Source organism: Amycolatopsis iheyensis (genome assembly GCF_024703995.1).
GTDB lineage: Bacteria > Actinomycetota > Actinomycetes > Mycobacteriales > Pseudonocardiaceae > Amycolatopsis > Amycolatopsis iheyensis.
The window spans coordinates 1-14,873 of the sequence record NZ_JAMXQV010000021.1 but is presented as its reverse complement, the minus strand read 5'-3'; the positions used below and the strand labels follow the sequence as shown (position 1 = coordinate 14,873).

Genomic DNA, 14,873 nt, shown 5'->3' with positions numbered 1-14,873 from the left:
GTCGGCGACCCGGCCGGGCTTCCGCTCGCGCGGCCTAGGATGGGGACATCCGACAGCATCCGGGACGCCACGATGAAATCCGACCAGTACGACCCGCTGGACCTGCGGATCCTCCACGCCCTGCACCTGGACGCGCGGGTGCCGTTCGCTCAGGTCGCGGCCGTGCTGGACGTGTCGGACCAGACCGTCGCCCGGCGCTACACCCGCCTGCGGTCCGAAGGCGGCCTGCGCATCCGGGGACTGGCCGATCCGGCCCGGCTCGGCCGCGTCGAATGGGTGGTGCGGATCCGGTGCCCGCCGGACTCCGCCGCCGCGGTCGCGGCCGCGCTGGCCCGGCGGCCGGACACCTCGTGGATCAGCCGGACCTCGGGCGGCACCGAGCTGGTTTGCGTCACCCAGGCCCCGACCCCGGCGGACGAGCTGCTGCTGAAGTCGTTGCCGCGCACCGCACGCCTCCTCGACGTCTCGGCGCACTGCCTGCTGCACACCTTCTGCGGCCGCGCCGGTGGTGTCGTGTCCAAATTGGACGCACTCACCCCGGAGCAGGCCGCGCACCTGCGGCCACCCGAGCCGGACCCGGGCGGCCCGGTCACGCCGGACGACGTCGACCACCACCTCCTCGCGCTGCTGCGGGCCGACGGCCGCGCGCCGGCCGGCCGGCTGGCCGCCGAGACGGGGGTGTCGTACTCCACCGTGCAGCGCCGGATCGCCGACCTGCGCTCCAGCGGCGTGCTCTACTTCGACGTCGACACCGAACGCGCCCGCCTCGGCGTGCACGTGCGCACCCTGCTGTGGCTCACGGTCCCGCCCGCGCGGCTCGAAGCCACCGGCGCCGCGCTGGCCAGCCACCCCGAGGTGGCGTTCGCGGCGGCGATCGCGGGGGACCGCGCCTTGTTCGCTTCGGTGGCCACGCCCGGCATCGCCGGGTTCTACGCCTACCTGACCGGCACGGTCGCGACGCTGCCCGATGTGCTGAGTCTCGAAAGCTCGCTCGTGCTGCACACCGTCAAGGGGCCGGACGGGGGCTGAACCCGGTGTGTCAGTGCGAAGTGGGGAACGTGAACGCCGCGGCGGAGGTGCTCGCGTCGTCGGGCCAGCGCGTGGTCACCACCTTCGCGCGGGTGTAGAACCGGACCCCTTCGGGGCCGTGGATGGGACTGTCGCCGATGAGGGAGTCCTTCCAGCCGCCGAAGGAGTAGTAGGACATCGGGACGGGCACCGGCACGTTGACGCCGATCATGCCGACCTTGACCTCGCGCTGGAACTTCCGGGCCGCCGCGCCACTGCCGGTGAAGATCGCGGTGCCGTTGCCGTACGGGTTGGCGTTGATGAGGGCGATGGCCTCGTCGACGGTTTCCGCGCGCACGACCGCCAGCACCGGGCCGAAGATCTCCTCGCGGTAGGCGTCCATCTCGGTGGTGACGTGGTCCAGCAGCGACGGCCCGACGAAGAAGCCTTCCTCGTTCCCTTCGACGGTCAGGCCGCGGCCGTCGACCACTACCGACGCGCCCTGCTCGGCGCCCCGCGCGACGGAGCTCACCACGCGCTCGCGGGCGGCTTCGGTGACGACCGGGCCCATGTCGCTGGCCGGGTCCGAGCCCGGGCCGACCCGCACCTCGCGGGCCTTGCGGGCCAGGATCGCGACCAGCTCGTCGCCGGCCTCGCCGACGGCCACGCCGACCGAGACCGCCATGCACCGCTGCCCGGCCGAGCCGAACGCGGCCGCGGTCAGGTGGTTCGCCGCGTGCTCCAGGTCGGCGTCGGGCAGCACGACCGCGTGGTTCTTCGCGCCGCCGAGGGCCTGGACCCGTTTGCCGGCCGCGGTTCCGCGCTCGTGGACGTACTTCGCGATGGGTGTCGAGCCGACGAAGGACACCGCCGCGATGTCCGGGTGGTCGAGGATCGCGTCGACCGCGGTCTTGTCGCCGTGGACGACGTTGAAGACGCCATCGGGCAGCCCGGCGTCGGCGTAGAGCCGCGCGACGAAGTTCGACGCGGACGGGTCGCGCTCGCTCGGCTTGAGGACGAAGGTGTTGCCGGTGGCGATGGCGACCGGGTGCATCCACAGCGGGACCATGATCGGGAAGTTGAACGGCGTGATACCGGCGACCACGCCGAGCGGCTGCCGGAAGTCGTGCACGTCGACGTCGCGGGAGACCTGGTCGGAGAAGCTGCCCTTGAGCGCGTCGGCGATGCCGCACGCGTACTCGACGACCTCGCGGCCGCGAACGATCTCGCCGCGGGCGTCTTCGACGACCTTGCCGTGCTCACTGGAGATCAGCCGGGCGAGCTCGTCTTCGTGTTTCACGAGCAGCTCGCGGAAGGCGAACATCACCTTGGTGCGCTGGGAAAGCGAGCTGGTGCTCCACGACTCGAAGGCCTTGCTCGCGGCCGCGACCGCGGTGTCCACATCGGACGCTTCGGCGAGGAGAACCGATGCTTGCCGCTTGCCGGTCGCGGGGTCGAAGACCGGCGCCGTGCGGGTCGAGCCCGCGGGCGTGCCGGTGCCGTTGATCCAATGTCCGATGGTGGTCACGGTGCTCCTCCGGGTAATGGGGCTTGGTCGCCGGGGCGGTTCACAGCAGCCCCACCGCGGTGTCGACCGCCTTGGCGACGTCGCCGTCGTGCGGGTAGAGCAGTGACCGCCCGACGACCAGGCCCTGCACGGTCGGCTGGGTCAGTGCTCGCTGCCAGGCCGCGAAGGCGGCGTCCGGGTCCTTGACCTCGCCGCCGAGCAGGACGGCCGGCAGCGTCGAGGATGCGAGCACGCGCTCCATGTCGTCCACCACTGGCAGCTTGAGCCAGGTGTAGGCCGAGGACCGGCCGAGCCCGGCCGCGACGGTGATCGACTTGATCACGGCGTCGGGGGAGAGGTCGTTTTTGAGCCGGCCCTCGGCCCAGACCGACAGGAAGGGCTCGACCATCGCGATGAGCTTGCGGCCGGCCAGTTCGTCGATGGCTTTCGCGGTGTTTTCGAGGACGCTGGGCGTCGCCGGGTCGTCGAGGCAGATCCGGGTGAGGGTCTTGCCGCCGTCGAACCGCATGCGCTCGATCGCTTCGGCGTCGTAGCAGGCGAACCGGTCGTCGATCTCGAAGCTCGACCCGGCCAGCCCGGTGCGGTTCATCGAGCCGAGCACGGTCTTGCCGCTGAGCACGCCGAGCAGCAGCAGGTCGTCGAGGATGTCCGCGGTCGCCAGCACGCCGGTGACGCCGGGGCGTTCGAGCGCGAGGCACAGCCGCTCCAGCAGCTCGCCCCGGTCGGCCATCGCCGTCGGGTTGCCGCCGACCGCGTTGGCGCCGCGGGCGGGGTGGTCCGCGGCGATGATCATCGTGCGGCCCTTGTCGTTGAAGGGCGACTCGGCCCGCACCCGGCTCGCGGCCGCCTCGGCGATCGCTTCGGGGTCGTGGACGCGCTTGGCGACGATCCGTCGCACGACGTCGGTCACTGAACCTCTCCCCGCAGCTGGTCGGTGGGCACGGCGCCCCGGGCACGCCATCGAGATTGCCAAGCACTGGAGACTTTGTCAAGACATAACGACATCAGGTCGTCCCGTCTCGGATGAACCGGCGAGTAGGCTGCCCGGCGTGAGCACTCCTCCGCCGTTGCCCGAACCGGACGTCACCTTCCCGTCCTGGAACGCCGGCCGGGAAATCTCGCTGGACCCGGGCAGCCCGGAACCGCTGTACTTCCAGGTTTCGCGGCAGCTGCACGCCGCGATCGAAGACGGCCGGCTGCCCGCGGGCGCACGGCTCGACAACGAGATCGACCTGGCCGCGAGCCTGCACGTGTCGCGCCCGACCGTCCGCCAGGCGATCCAGTCGCTGGTGAACCAGGGCCTGCTGGTGCGCCGGCGCGGCATCGGCACGCAGGTCGTGCGCAGCAAGGTGGCTCGCCCGCTGCGCCTGAGCAGCCTCTTCGACGACCTCGCCGGTCTCGGCGGCCGGCCGGGCTCGGAGGTGCTGGCCAACCGCGTCGAGCCGGCCGGCGAGGAAGTGCGAGAGCTGCTGGAAGCGCCCGGCCTCGGCCACGTGCGCCGGCTGGCGCGGCTCCGGACCATCGACGGCGAGCCGCTCGCCCTGATGAACAACTACCTGCCCGACGGCGTCATCGACCCGGACGACGACGAGCTGCGCGAGCACGGCCTGTACCAGCTCCTGCGGTCCGCGGGCGTGCGCCTGCACGCGGCGGAGCAGAGCATCGGCGCCCGCTTGGCGACCGAGGCGGACGCGGAGCTGCTGCAGGAGGAACCGGGAGCTGCGCTGCTGACCATGCAGCGCACGACGTACGACGACTCGGGGCGTGTCGTCGAGTACGGCTGGCACGTCTACCGGGCGTCGAGGTACGCCTTCAACCTGTCGCTGACCAACTGGCCGCAGTGACGCCGGTCAGCGCCCGAGCAGGCGGGCGCTCTCCTCGGCGCGCCGCAGCGCGACCAGCAGCGCGGCGCGGCCCGTGTGGTCGATGTCCTCGGTGAGGGCGTCGACCGCGGCTTCCCCGCCCCGCTGAAGCTTTTCGACCAGGTCCCGGTGCAGCGCGGCCATGCGCGCGGCGTCGAAGTCCGGCCGGACGAAGGTGAGCAGCAGCCGGACCTCGTCCTCGCAGCGCCCGTAGCTGTCGAGGAGGTGCCGGTTGCCCGCGGCCGCGACGATCGCGCGGTGGATGGCGCTGTGCGCGCTGGTCAGCTCGTGCCACGGCGGGCTCGGGGTCCGCGCGGCCAGCGCCTCGAGCCGGGCCACCTCGGCCAGCACCGGCCCGAGGTCGGCACCCGCGTCGAGCGCCATGCGCAGGGCGCCGAGCTCGAGCACCTTGCGGTAGTCGAAGACCTCGTCGATCCGCCGCTTGCTCAACGGAGCGACGACGGCGCCCCGGTTCCGCTCGTGGACCACCAGCCCCCGCTCGACGAGCAGCCGCAACCCCGACCGGATGGTGTGCCGGCCGACGTCGAAGCGTTCCGCCAAGTCCTCTTCGCGAAGGCGGGTGCCGACGGGGTGCGCGCCGTCCAGCAGCTCGTCCCGCAGCACCTTCGCGACCCGCTCCGGCGCGGTCCGCGCCTCGGCCGCCGTGGTCATGGTCCCTCGATTCGCGCACTGATCGGCCAACGATACCCGGCGATATTGTGCAACAAGATCGAGGTGCTCGGTCGTCGAGCGGAAGTCGGCGGGTCGCGCCGGCCGGCGTGCCCGCAACCCGGCCCGGCAGGCCCGGCCGCGGCGGGCCCGGCCGCGGCGGGCCTGGGTACAGCGGGCCGGCCCAGCCCCTCGTCAGGCGCTGGGCCGGTTGCCCGTCGGGATCGTGATCGGGGTGCTCGTCGGGGACGTCACCTTGTTCAGGAACAGCATCGCGATCGCGCGCACGAACTGGTCGAACAGGTAGAACCCCGCCGGCGCGATCGGCAGCAGCCCCTCGCGGAACGCGATGTAGGCCGGCCAGCCGGTGCGGACCAGGGCGGCGGCCGCGTAGTCGCGGGGGAGGCCGAGCCAGTCGCCCACCGCGTCGCTGAGCACGTAGCGCACGAACTCGTTGAGGAACCCGCGGGTGACGCCCAGGTCGATCTGCGCCGTCAGGCCGAGCAGGTCCGCCGCCAGCTCCTTGCCCTCGGTCGTCGGGGCCAGCAGCGGGGTGAGCACCCGCGTCGACTGCGCGTCGGCCTCGGCCCACGTCTTGGGGATGAACTCGTCGCGGACGCCGAGCAGGTGGATGGCGACCTGCCAGTGGTGGAGGAAGGCCTCTTCGTCCGCGGCCGACATCGGGACGCGCCACTCCAGGAGCTTGCGGTGCACGAAGGTGCCGAGGCTGTGGAAGGTGACGAGGATGTCGCCGTTGCTGATCGGGATCTGCTCGTCGGAGACCGCCCGCCAGTGCGCCGACTGCGGCAGCAGGTGGCGCACCGCGGCGTGCACCAGGCGCGTCTTGTTGGCCGTGACGACGAACTGGCCCGCGGGCTCGAACGCGTTCAGGTCGGCCAGGTCGTAGCCGAAGGTGAACGTCTTGGCCGCGCGGTCCTGCATGTTCGCCCCGCCCGCGGACCAGTAGACCGACTTGGCCTCGCGGGGGATGACCGTGCTCATGATGCCGCTGCCGAGGCCGTAGAGCATGAACAGGTAGGTGTCCTTGCGCCGGTTGAAGTCGGCGGCGCGGCGCAGCTTGACGGGGTCGGCCCAGGACGGCAGCCGGTTGGCCCGCTGGAGGTAGCCGGCCAGGTCGGCCGGCAGGCCGGTCGGCAGCGCGTCGTCGTTGTTCACCCACGGCTGCAGCGCGGTGTTGACCGCGGGGACCTGCCCGGTGTCGACGATGCCCGCCATCAGGCGGTCCACCTCGTCGTCCCAGACCCACCACGGGTCGGCGCCCGCCGCGGCCGCGCCGGCCGACGCCCAGGCCGGGACGGCGCCCGCCAGACCCAACGCGACACCGAGCGACAGGACGTTCCTCCGGCTGAGATTGCTCATTTACTTACCTAGCTTCCTCGGTAGGCAGTCGGCCGGTGCACCCGTACCAGCGGGGACAACCGGCCGTCGGTCGTGCAGAGCAAGGGGAGATTCTTCATTAACATAGCGACGCCTGCGGCCGGTCGGCAAGAGGTCGCCGGGCCTGAATCGGTCCGCCTCGCCGACGCCGTCGGCACCAGGCTCCCGGTTCACTTCGTGGTTGACTGGCACCCATGGCCCCGCACTCCCGCCCGGCGGCCGCGGTGACCGCCGAGCCGGCCGCGGCCGTCCGGCCCCGCAACCGCAGGCAGCTCATCGTCGAGGCGGCCGGCGCGGTCTTCAGCGAGCGCGGCTACCACGCGGCGTCCATGGAGGAGATCGCGGCGGGCGTGGGCATCACCGCGGCCGCCCTGTACCGGCACTTCCCGAACAAGTACGCGTTGTTCGCCGAATGCGCGAACGTCATGGCCGACCGGCTCGTCGCTGCGCTGGGTGAAGTGCCGGCCGACGCCGCCTTGCCGGACGTGCTCGCCGCCGTCACCCGGGTCACCGTCGCCCACCGGGCCGCCGGTGGCGTCTACCGGTGGGAGGCGCGGTACCTCAACCGCGACGACCGCCGGGTGCTGCGGGGGAAGTTCGCGCACGTCGTCGGCCGGGTGGCGGAGGTCGTGCACCGTGCGCACCCGTGGCCCGGCGAGCACCTGCGCGCGGTCGCGGCTCTCGGCGCCATCGGGTCGATCACGATGCACCACAACGCGATCGCCCAGCGCCGGGTCGAAGCCCTGCTGCAGGCGTCCGCGCTGCGCGTCGCCGCGACCGGGCCGGTGGCCGACGCGCGGGCGGTCGAGCTGCCGGCCCCGCCGGTGGTGCGCACGCGGCGGTCCGAAATCCTCGCGGCCGCCGTCCCGCTGTTCGAACGCGACGGGTTCGCCGCCGTCACCAACGGCATGCTCGCCGAGGCGGTGGGGCTGGCGCCGTCCGGGCTCTACCGCTACTTCCCGGGCAAGGCCGACATCCTGGCGGCGGCGTGCCTGCAGGCGGCCGCGTTGCTGGCCCAAGCGGTGGAGCACAACCTGCGTGGCGTGACCGACCCGCGAGAGGCGCTGTCCGCCTTGACGGCGACGTACGTGGCGTACAGCTTCGAGCACAGTGCTCTCAACAGCGTGGCCAACGCCGAAGTCGTCGGCCTGCCGGCCGGTTTGCGGCGGCCGCTGGTCGCCGCGCAGCGCGAGCACATCGCCGTCTGGGAGCAGCACCTGCGCCAGGCGCGGCCGGACCTCGACGCGCGCCAGGCGCGGGTGCTGGTGCACGCGGGCTTCGGCGTGGTGGTCGAGGCCGGCCGCCGCCTGCGGTGGCAGGACAGCCCCGGCCACCGCGCCGCGGTCGCCGCCTTGTTCGTGAGCGCGTTGGACCTGTGACGGCGGAGCCGGTCAGCCGAAGTTCACGTCACTGCACCACATGTAGGTCTGGTCCTGGTGCGAGGCCTGCCAGATGGTGAACAGGACGTGGTGGCCGCGGTAGGCGCCGGACGTCTGCACCGGGAACGTGATGTCCTTGGCCGGGGCGTACTTGCCGGTCTGGGTCAGCAGGTCGAGGTTGCCCCAGCCGAGGCGCTGGGTGGCGGGGTCGAACCCGTTCTTGCTGACGTAGACGCGGAGGAAGTCGGCGCCGTGGCTGGCCTGGTCGTACAGGTGCATCGTGAAGCTGCTGCCGAGGCTGGTGGTCCGCCACGCTCCCGGGGTGTCAAGGGAACTGTTGCGCGCCAAAGCGTTGCTGCAGAGCTGGCCGTCGGGGGTCTTGCCCTGGAAGTTGCCGCCGAGGCCGTCCCGCAGTGCGCTCATCCAGTTCCACATCGTGTCGGCGTTGGCCTGGAAAGCCTGGTAGCACATGGGGTCCTGCTGTTGCATGGCCGGGTTCGTGTGCTGGCTGCCCCAGTCCTGCCAGCACTGGTAGGCGCGGGTGGCGGGGCTGACGATGGTGCCGTGCGCCGAAGCCGCCGGCACCGAGAGGAACAAGCCGGCGAGAGCGGCCAAGACCAAGAAGATGCTCCGTCGTCGGGCGGTACGCATGAATGGGCCTCCAGTCGTGACGAGTGGTGGTGATCCATTGGGATCGCTCCCAGCGTGTCGTGGAGCATATCGGGCATTTCGCAAAACTTCAACGGGACCGGCGCCGGCGGCGGTGGCTTGTTCACGAACCGTCAGCGGACGCTCCTGACGGGGAGCACCGCGAGTGCGCCCAGCACCGCGGCGGCGACCGAGCCGAGAAACAACGCGAAGTAGTTCGGCCCGGCGTCGCCGATCGCGAGCAACAGCGTCGCGAGCGCCGGGACCAGCAGCTGCGGGAGCTGGTAGGACAACGCGATCACGGCCAGGCCCGCGCCGGCCGCCGAGGTCGGCGGCAGCACCTCCGTCAGCATCGCCATGTCGACCGCCACGAACGCGCCCTGGCCCATCCCGGCCAGCGCGATGCCCAGCACGAACACGGGCAGGCCCTGGGCGAACAGGCTGACCAGCAGGCCGCCGGCGGTGAACAACGTCGAGGTCCAGACGATCAGCTTGCGCTTGCCGGTCCGGTCCGAGAGCCAGCCGAACACGAACGCCGTGACGACGCTGCCGGCGAAGTAGGCCGCCAGCACCGTCCCGGACGCCCTCGCGGCGTCTTCGGTGGCGATGCCGAGCCGGTCGGTGAGGAAGTACAGGAGGTAGAGGGAAACCGTCACCAGCGACATGGTCACCAGCAGCCGGCAGGCCCACGCCCAGGCGAAGTCGGGGTGGCGCACCGGGTTGATCCAGTAGCTGCGGGCCAGGCTGCGCCAGCCGACCGCGACGCGCTCGGTGCGCACCTCGTCGCGCAGCACGAGCACCACCGCGAGGTCGGTGCCGAGTGCGACCACGGCGGGCACGCCGAACCACCACAGGGGATTGCCGGGCAGCGCCCCGATCAGCATGCCGCCGACGAACGGCGCGATCCCGGTGGCCAGCCCGAACAGCGCCGACACCCGCGCCCGGATCCGGGCCGGGATCGCGTCGGCGAGCAGGGCCTGCAAGCCCATGGTCGTCGCGGCGAAGCCGGCCTGGGTCAGCGCCCAGCCGGCGACGACCACCGGGACGTCCGCCGCGGCCGCGAGCACGAGCATCCCGCAGGCGCCGACGACCGCGCCGCCCAGGATGAAGGGCCGGCGCGCCCCGAAGCGGGACGTGCTGACGTCGCTGAGCCGGCCGAGCGGCGCCGTCACCAGCATGACCACCACGCCGCCGATGCCGACGGTGAGCGAGAGCAGCTGCGTCTTGCCCGCGGGGTCCAAAGTGGACAGCCGGAGCGGGATGGCCACCGTCGCCGCCGACGTGACGGCGAGCGCGGAGCCGAAGTAGGCGAGCACGTACAGCGGGAGGAAAGCCGTGGACTGCCGTCTCCCGCGGGCGGTCGCCACCGCCGGGATCGTTTCGGACATCGTCGTCCTTTCCGGAGCTCAGTCGTGGAGGCCGCGAAGGGCGTGCGCGACGGCGGCCTGCCCGGCGCGCGCGGTGGCGGACACCCGTTCGTAGGCGCCGCCGTCGTGGGTCAGGCCGATGAGCCGGAGTGTCGCCACCGGGACTCCGGCGGTGGCGAGCGCGGCCGCGTACGCCTCGCCGTCACCGCGGAGGAGGTCGACCTCGGCCGTGACGACGAACGCGGGCGGCAGACCGCCGAAGTCCGCCGCGAGCAGCGGTGACACCGTCGGGAGCAACCGGTCCCGGGGATCGGGCACGTACTGGTCCACGACCCGTTCGATGCCGGCCCACACCTCGTCGGTGACGGGCATCGCGGCCCGGTCGAAGTGCTTCAGCGTCAGGTCGAGCATGGGCACTTCCAGGATCTGCAGCGCCACCGGGTGCCGGGCCCGGTCGCGGTTGAGGTGGGTCAGCGCGGCCACGAGGTTGCCGCCGGAAGACTGCCCCGACACCGCGATCCGGTTCCGGTCGACGCCGAGGGAGTCCGCCTCGCGCACCAGCCACTCCAGCGCCGCGTACCCCTGCTCCAGTGCGGCGGGGTAGGGGTGTTCCGGGGCGAGCGCGTAGGAAACCGCCGCCACGACGACGTCGGCCCGGGCCGCGCGCAAGGCACACATCGCGGCGACGCTGGGGTGGTGCGGGCCGCCTTGCCGCCAGGCGCCGCCGAAGAAGAACAAGCACACCGGCAAGGACGTCCCCGGGCCGGGCTCGCGCGGGTAGAACAGGCGCAGCGGCACGTCCGGGTGACCGTCGACCGGCACGACGTGGTCGCGGATCGGCAGGTCCGGGCCGGGGATGCCCAGGTGCGGGTACACCGCTTGGTCGTACTCGAGGGCGCGTTGCCGTTGCACCCGCGGGTCGGGCGACTCGGCGGGCGGGGCGACGCCGAGTTCGGCGTGCGCGGCGAGCAGCAGGGCGTCGATGGGCATGGGGGCCTTTCGTCAGGGGATTCGGGTGCGGAGGAAGGCGCTGACCCGGTCCTGCCACTCGCGGGCGGTGGCGGAGGTCCGGGTGAGCGCGCCGGAGCCGTGTGCCTGCCCTGGCGCGCACCAGCTTTCGACCGCGACACCGGCTTCGGCCAGCCGCGCGGCGAAGCGCTGCCCGCTGTCGCGCAGGGCGTCACACTCGGCGGTGATCACGAGGGTGGCCGGCAGGCCGGTGAGATCGGGGACGCCGGCGGGTTCCGTCCAGCCGGCGGGCTCGTCGCCGAGGTAGGCGGCCCGCAGCAGCGGCAGCTCCGCGGTGCCGGTCAGCTCGCCGTACCCGAGGTTCGAGGCGTCCCGCTCGACGTCCAGGGTCACCGCCGGGACTTCGAGCACCAGGTGGTCCAGCGCCGGTCCACAGTGGACGGCGACCAGCGCGGCGAGGTTGCCACCCGCCGACGAACCGCCGGCGCCGACGCGGTCGACGCCGAAGTCCGCGGCCGAAGCGCGGAGCCAGGCCAGCGCGTCGAGGCAGTCGTCGAGCGCGGCCGGGAACGGGTGTTCCGGGGCGAGCCGGTAGCCGGCCGCGAAGACGTCGACCCCGCTGTCGGCCGCCCGGCGGCGCAGCAGCCGGTCCTCGACCACCTCGTGGATCCCGCCCAGCACGAACCCGCCGCCGTGCAGCCACAGGTAAGCGGCCCGGCCGGCGCCGGGGGAGTGGTACCGCCGGACGGCGATTTCGCCGCCGCGGGTCGGCACGCGGTGTTCGGTGACCTCGCACCCGGCCGGTCCCGGCAGGGTGAAGCGGGTGGCGAGGGCGTCGGCGAGCCCGGTGGCGGCAGCGCGCCGGCGGGGCCAGTCCGCCGCCGTCAGGTCGGGCCACCCGGCGGACAGCTCTTCGATCGCGGCGACCCACTCGAGCACGGCCGGTTCGGGGCTCACCCGCCCACTCCGCGCTCGGCGCCCGCCCAGTGCGGCTTGCGCAGCTCCCGCTTGAGGATCTTGCCCGCGCCCGACACCGGAAGCGCGTCGGCGAACTCGAAGGACCGCGGCAGCTTGTAGTTCGCGATGTGCTCGCGGCAGAAGTCGCGCAACTCGTCGGGATCCGCCTTCGTGTCGGGCGCCGGCACCACGACGGCGTGGACGCGCTCACCCCAGTTCGCGTCCGGGACCCCGATGACGGCGACCTGCGCCACCGCCGGGTGCTTGGCCAGCGCGTTCTCGACCTCGGCCGTGTAGACGTTCTCGCCGCCGGTGACGACCATGTCCTTGAGCCGGTCGACGACGAACAGGTAACCCGCGTCGTCGAGGTACCCGGCGTCACCGGTGTGCAGCCAGCCGCCACGCAGCGCCGTGGCCGTCTCCTCGGGCTTGTCCCAGTAGCCGCTCATGACGTGGTCGCCGCGCACGACGATCTCGCCGACCCGGCCGCGGGGCACCTCGGCGCCGTCGGGGTCGACGACCCGGACTTCGGCGTGGACCGCCGGCCGGCCGCAGGAGCGGGTCAGCGCCGGGTCGTCGTGGTCGGCGGCGGTGAGCAGGGTCGCGACCGGGGCGAGCTCGGTCATGCCGTAGGCCTGGGTGAAACGCGCGTTGGGCAGGACCGTCCGCGCCTTGGCCAGGACGGTCTCGGAGATCGGCGACGCGCCGTACATCACCCGCCGCAGGCTGCTCAGCTCGCTCGTCGCGGCGCCGGGCGCGTCGACGAGCTGCTGGATCATGGTCGGGACGAGCAGGACGTCGGTGACCCGGTGCTCGCCGATCGCGGCCAGCACGGCCGCCGGGGCGAACGACGGCACCATCACGTGGGTGGCGCCGGTCAGGTTCCCGATGGTCCAGGCGGCGATGTCGGCCAGGTGGAACATCGGCGCGGTGTGCAGCAGGACCCCGCCGCGCGAGAGCATGTCGGTGGTCACCATGCTGCCCATCGCCGAGGCCAGGCACGCCCGGTGGGACAGCATGACGCCCTTGGGTGAGCCGGTCGTCCCGCCGGTGTAGAAGACGCCGTACAGCTCGTCGCCGCCACGCCGGGCGTCGTCCACTTCGGACGCCGCGGCGACGAGCTCTTCGTACGAGTGCATGCCTTCGGGCAGGTCGCCCTCGCCGCAGAAGATGACCGTCCGCAGGTTCGGCGCGTGCTCCCGGAGCGCGGGGACGGCGGCCGCGAAGGCGTCGTCGACCACCAGGACATCGGTCCGGCAGTCCGCCAGCGAGTAGGCCACCTCGCGCAGGCTCCACCGGACGTTCACCGGGTTCACCACGGCGTCCGCCCACGGCACCGCCATCAGCAGCTCGTGGTACCGGTCGCTGTTGAGCGCGTAGATCCCGACCCGGTCACCGGCCGCGACCCCGAGCGACCGGAGCGCGCCCGCGAGCCGGGCGATCCGCGAAACCGACTCGGCGACGGTCCGGGTCCGGGCGCCGAAGACCGTCGCGACGCGGTCGGGCCCGCGCTGCCGGGCGGCGTGCAGGGACTGGGTGATGTGCATCGGCCGGACTCCGTTGTCTGTGAATACTCGTACGTGCTCGACGGCTGCCAATCTGACGGGATCGACCCCTTGCTGTCAAGGTTCGCGTCGGTGTTAAGTGAATATTCGTTCGTCGCTGATCGAGGTTGAGGAGAAGCTCGTGCGCCATCGTCGCGTCCTGCCCGTCCTGCTGGCGGTCCTGCTCCTCGCGCCCGGCGGGGCCGCGTGGGCGGAGCCGGTCGCCGACCCGGGCACGCCGGGTTCGGTTGTGCCGCAAGAGGATCCGTTCTACGCACCGCCGGCGAAGCTGCCCGGCACACCCGGCGCGCTGATCCGCGCCCGCCCGTTCACCGCGTACGAGTCGGTCCTGGTGAACGTCGGGCGGCTGATCCCGATCCCCGCGCGCGGGTGGCAGCTCATGTACGAGTCCCGTGATGCCGCGGGCCGGCCGATCGCGGTCACGGGGAGCCTGTTCGTCCCGGCGGCGCCGTGGCCGGCCCGGCCGATCGTCGCCTTCACACCCGGCAGCGTCGGGCCCGCCGACACCTGCGCGCCGTCGTACGCGCTGGCCAGGGGGACCGAGCACGAGTCGCTGCTGCTCACCCCGTTGCTGGCGGCCGGGTACGCCGTCGTCGTGCCGGACTTCCAGGGCATGGGCGTGCCCGGCGGGGCGACCTACGTGACCGGCCGGTCCGAAGGGCACGTGACGCTGGACGCCCTGCGCGCGGCCGGTCAAGTGCGCGGCGCTTCGCTGTCGCGCACGGCGCAGGTGGCGGTCAGCGGCTACTCCCAGGGCGGCGGCGCGGCCGCGTGGGCGGGTCAGCTCAAGGCGGAGTACGCCCCGGAGCTGAACCTCACGGCGGTCGCGGCGGGCGGCGTGCCCGGCGATCTGCCCGACCTGCTCGCGTCGCTCGCCGGGCAGCCGGCGAACCTGCACCTGCGGGTGATGATCCTGCTCGGGCTGCACCACGCCCGGCCGGACCTGCCGTGGTCGGACCTGCTGACGCCGCTCGGCGGCCGGAAGATCGCCGAGCTGGAGACCAAGTGCGTGGTGGACCCGGGCTTCGCGGGCGTCTTCGGCGCCGACTCGACCGCGGCGGTGTTCTCGGGATTGACGTTCCCGGACATTTTCGTGGCGGATCCGCTGACGATCCCGGCCTGGCACTCGGCGGCACAGGCGAGCAGCCCCGGCGGTGGTCGGCAGGCGGCGCCGACGCTGCTGTACGGCAGCCCGGCCGACGAGCTCGTGCCGTACCGGATCCAGCGCGAGGTGTTCGCGCGCTATCTGGGGAACGGGTCGGCCGTGACGTGGCAGACGACGCTGCCGCTGCCGCACGCCGCCGCGGATCTCGCGTGGGCTCCGGTCGCGGATGCTTGGCTTGCGGCACGGTTCGGTGACGGCACGAGGTGAGCGGGGGCGCGGGTGGTTCGGGCTGCGGTGGGCCTGCGCGCGCCCAGCGGGGGTGGCCTCGCGCCTGGGCGGCGGCGGTCGCGCCGGCGGTGCGGTGCCGCGCCGTGCCGTGCCGTGCCGTGCCGTGCCGTGCCGGCCGTGCCGTGCCGTG

The 14,873-nt window shown here is 72.9% G+C and carries 13 protein-coding genes; 4 read left to right on the top strand and 9 right to left on the bottom strand.

The features are described from left to right. Positions 1–72: 72 nt before the first annotated feature. On the top strand, positions 73–1,029 hold the full coding sequence (locus M8542_RS33540) for an Lrp/AsnC family transcriptional regulator (protein WP_257924317.1): 957 nt from the start codon (positions 73–75) through the stop codon (positions 1,027–1,029). A gap of 10 nt (positions 1,030–1,039) precedes the next feature. On the opposite strand, the gene M8542_RS33535 is transcribed toward M8542_RS33540, so the two are convergent. Continuing rightward, complete coding sequence (locus M8542_RS33535) at positions 1,040–2,536, bottom strand: CoA-acylating methylmalonate-semialdehyde dehydrogenase (RefSeq protein ID WP_257924316.1); 1,497 nt, start codon at positions 2,534–2,536, stop codon at positions 1,040–1,042. 40 nt (positions 2,537–2,576) lie between these two features. Beyond that, complete coding sequence (locus tag M8542_RS33530; RefSeq protein ID WP_257924315.1) at positions 2,577–3,446, bottom strand: Cgl0159 family (beta/alpha)8-fold protein; 870 nt, start codon at positions 3,444–3,446, stop codon at positions 2,577–2,579. Positions 3,447–3,603: 157 nt separating this feature from the next. Between M8542_RS33530 and M8542_RS33525 the strand changes: the two genes are divergently transcribed. Continuing rightward, positions 3,604–4,380 (top strand): GntR family transcriptional regulator, encoded by a 777-nt coding sequence (locus M8542_RS33525; RefSeq protein ID WP_257924445.1) that lies wholly within the window; start codon positions 3,604–3,606, stop codon positions 4,378–4,380. Between the two features lie 6 nt (positions 4,381–4,386). On the opposite strand, the gene M8542_RS33520 is transcribed toward M8542_RS33525, so the two are convergent. Together M8542_RS33520 and M8542_RS33515 are read right to left on the bottom strand one after the other, a co-directional pair. Continuing rightward, entirely contained in the window at positions 4,387–5,070 is a 684-nt protein-coding gene (locus tag M8542_RS33520) for a GntR family transcriptional regulator (protein WP_257924314.1), read from the bottom strand. Between the two features lie 192 nt (positions 5,071–5,262). Beyond that, positions 5,263–6,447, bottom strand: a complete 1,185-nt coding sequence (locus M8542_RS33515) for an oxygenase MpaB family protein (protein WP_257924313.1) — start codon at positions 6,445–6,447, stop codon at positions 5,263–5,265. A 242-nt stretch (positions 6,448–6,689) separates the two neighbouring features. Here M8542_RS33515 and M8542_RS33510 point away from each other — a divergent pair, with 242 nt between their 5' ends. After that, positions 6,690–7,844: a TetR/AcrR family transcriptional regulator gene (locus M8542_RS33510; protein WP_257924444.1), complete on the top strand. Its 1,155-nt coding sequence runs from the start codon at positions 6,690–6,692 to the stop codon at positions 7,842–7,844. Between the two features lie 12 nt (positions 7,845–7,856). On the opposite strand, the gene M8542_RS33505 is transcribed toward M8542_RS33510, so the two are convergent. The 5 genes from M8542_RS33505 to M8542_RS33485 form a co-directional block, all read right to left on the bottom strand. After that, positions 7,857–8,459 carry a lytic polysaccharide monooxygenase auxiliary activity family 9 protein gene (locus tag M8542_RS33505; RefSeq protein WP_257924312.1) on the bottom strand — a complete coding sequence of 201 codons (603 nt, stop codon included), beginning with the start codon at positions 8,457–8,459 and terminating at the stop codon, positions 7,857–7,859. Positions 8,460–8,626: 167 nt separating this feature from the next. Continuing rightward, positions 8,627–9,880, bottom strand: coding sequence for an MFS transporter (locus M8542_RS33500; RefSeq protein WP_257924311.1), 1,254 nt, complete (start codon positions 9,878–9,880; stop codon positions 8,627–8,629). An 18-nt stretch (positions 9,881–9,898) separates the two neighbouring features. Continuing rightward, positions 9,899–10,849, bottom strand: a complete 951-nt coding sequence (locus tag M8542_RS33495) for an alpha/beta hydrolase fold domain-containing protein (RefSeq protein ID WP_257924310.1) — start codon at positions 10,847–10,849, stop codon at positions 9,899–9,901. Between the two features lie 12 nt (positions 10,850–10,861). Beyond that, a complete protein-coding gene (locus M8542_RS33490; RefSeq protein WP_257924309.1) occupies positions 10,862–11,785 on the bottom strand; it encodes an alpha/beta hydrolase fold domain-containing protein in 924 nt (307 codons plus the stop codon). Next, positions 11,782–13,332: a long-chain-fatty-acid--CoA ligase gene (locus M8542_RS33485; protein WP_257924308.1), complete on the bottom strand. Its 1,551-nt coding sequence runs from the start codon at positions 13,330–13,332 to the stop codon at positions 11,782–11,784. The genes M8542_RS33490 and M8542_RS33485 overlap by 4 nt, the downstream gene beginning before the upstream one ends. A gap of 139 nt (positions 13,333–13,471) precedes the next feature. Between M8542_RS33485 and M8542_RS33480 the strand changes: the two genes are divergently transcribed. Further along, positions 13,472–14,722, top strand: coding sequence for a lipase family protein (locus tag M8542_RS33480; RefSeq protein ID WP_257924307.1), 1,251 nt, complete (start codon positions 13,472–13,474; stop codon positions 14,720–14,722). Positions 14,723–14,873: the final 151 nt, after the last annotated feature.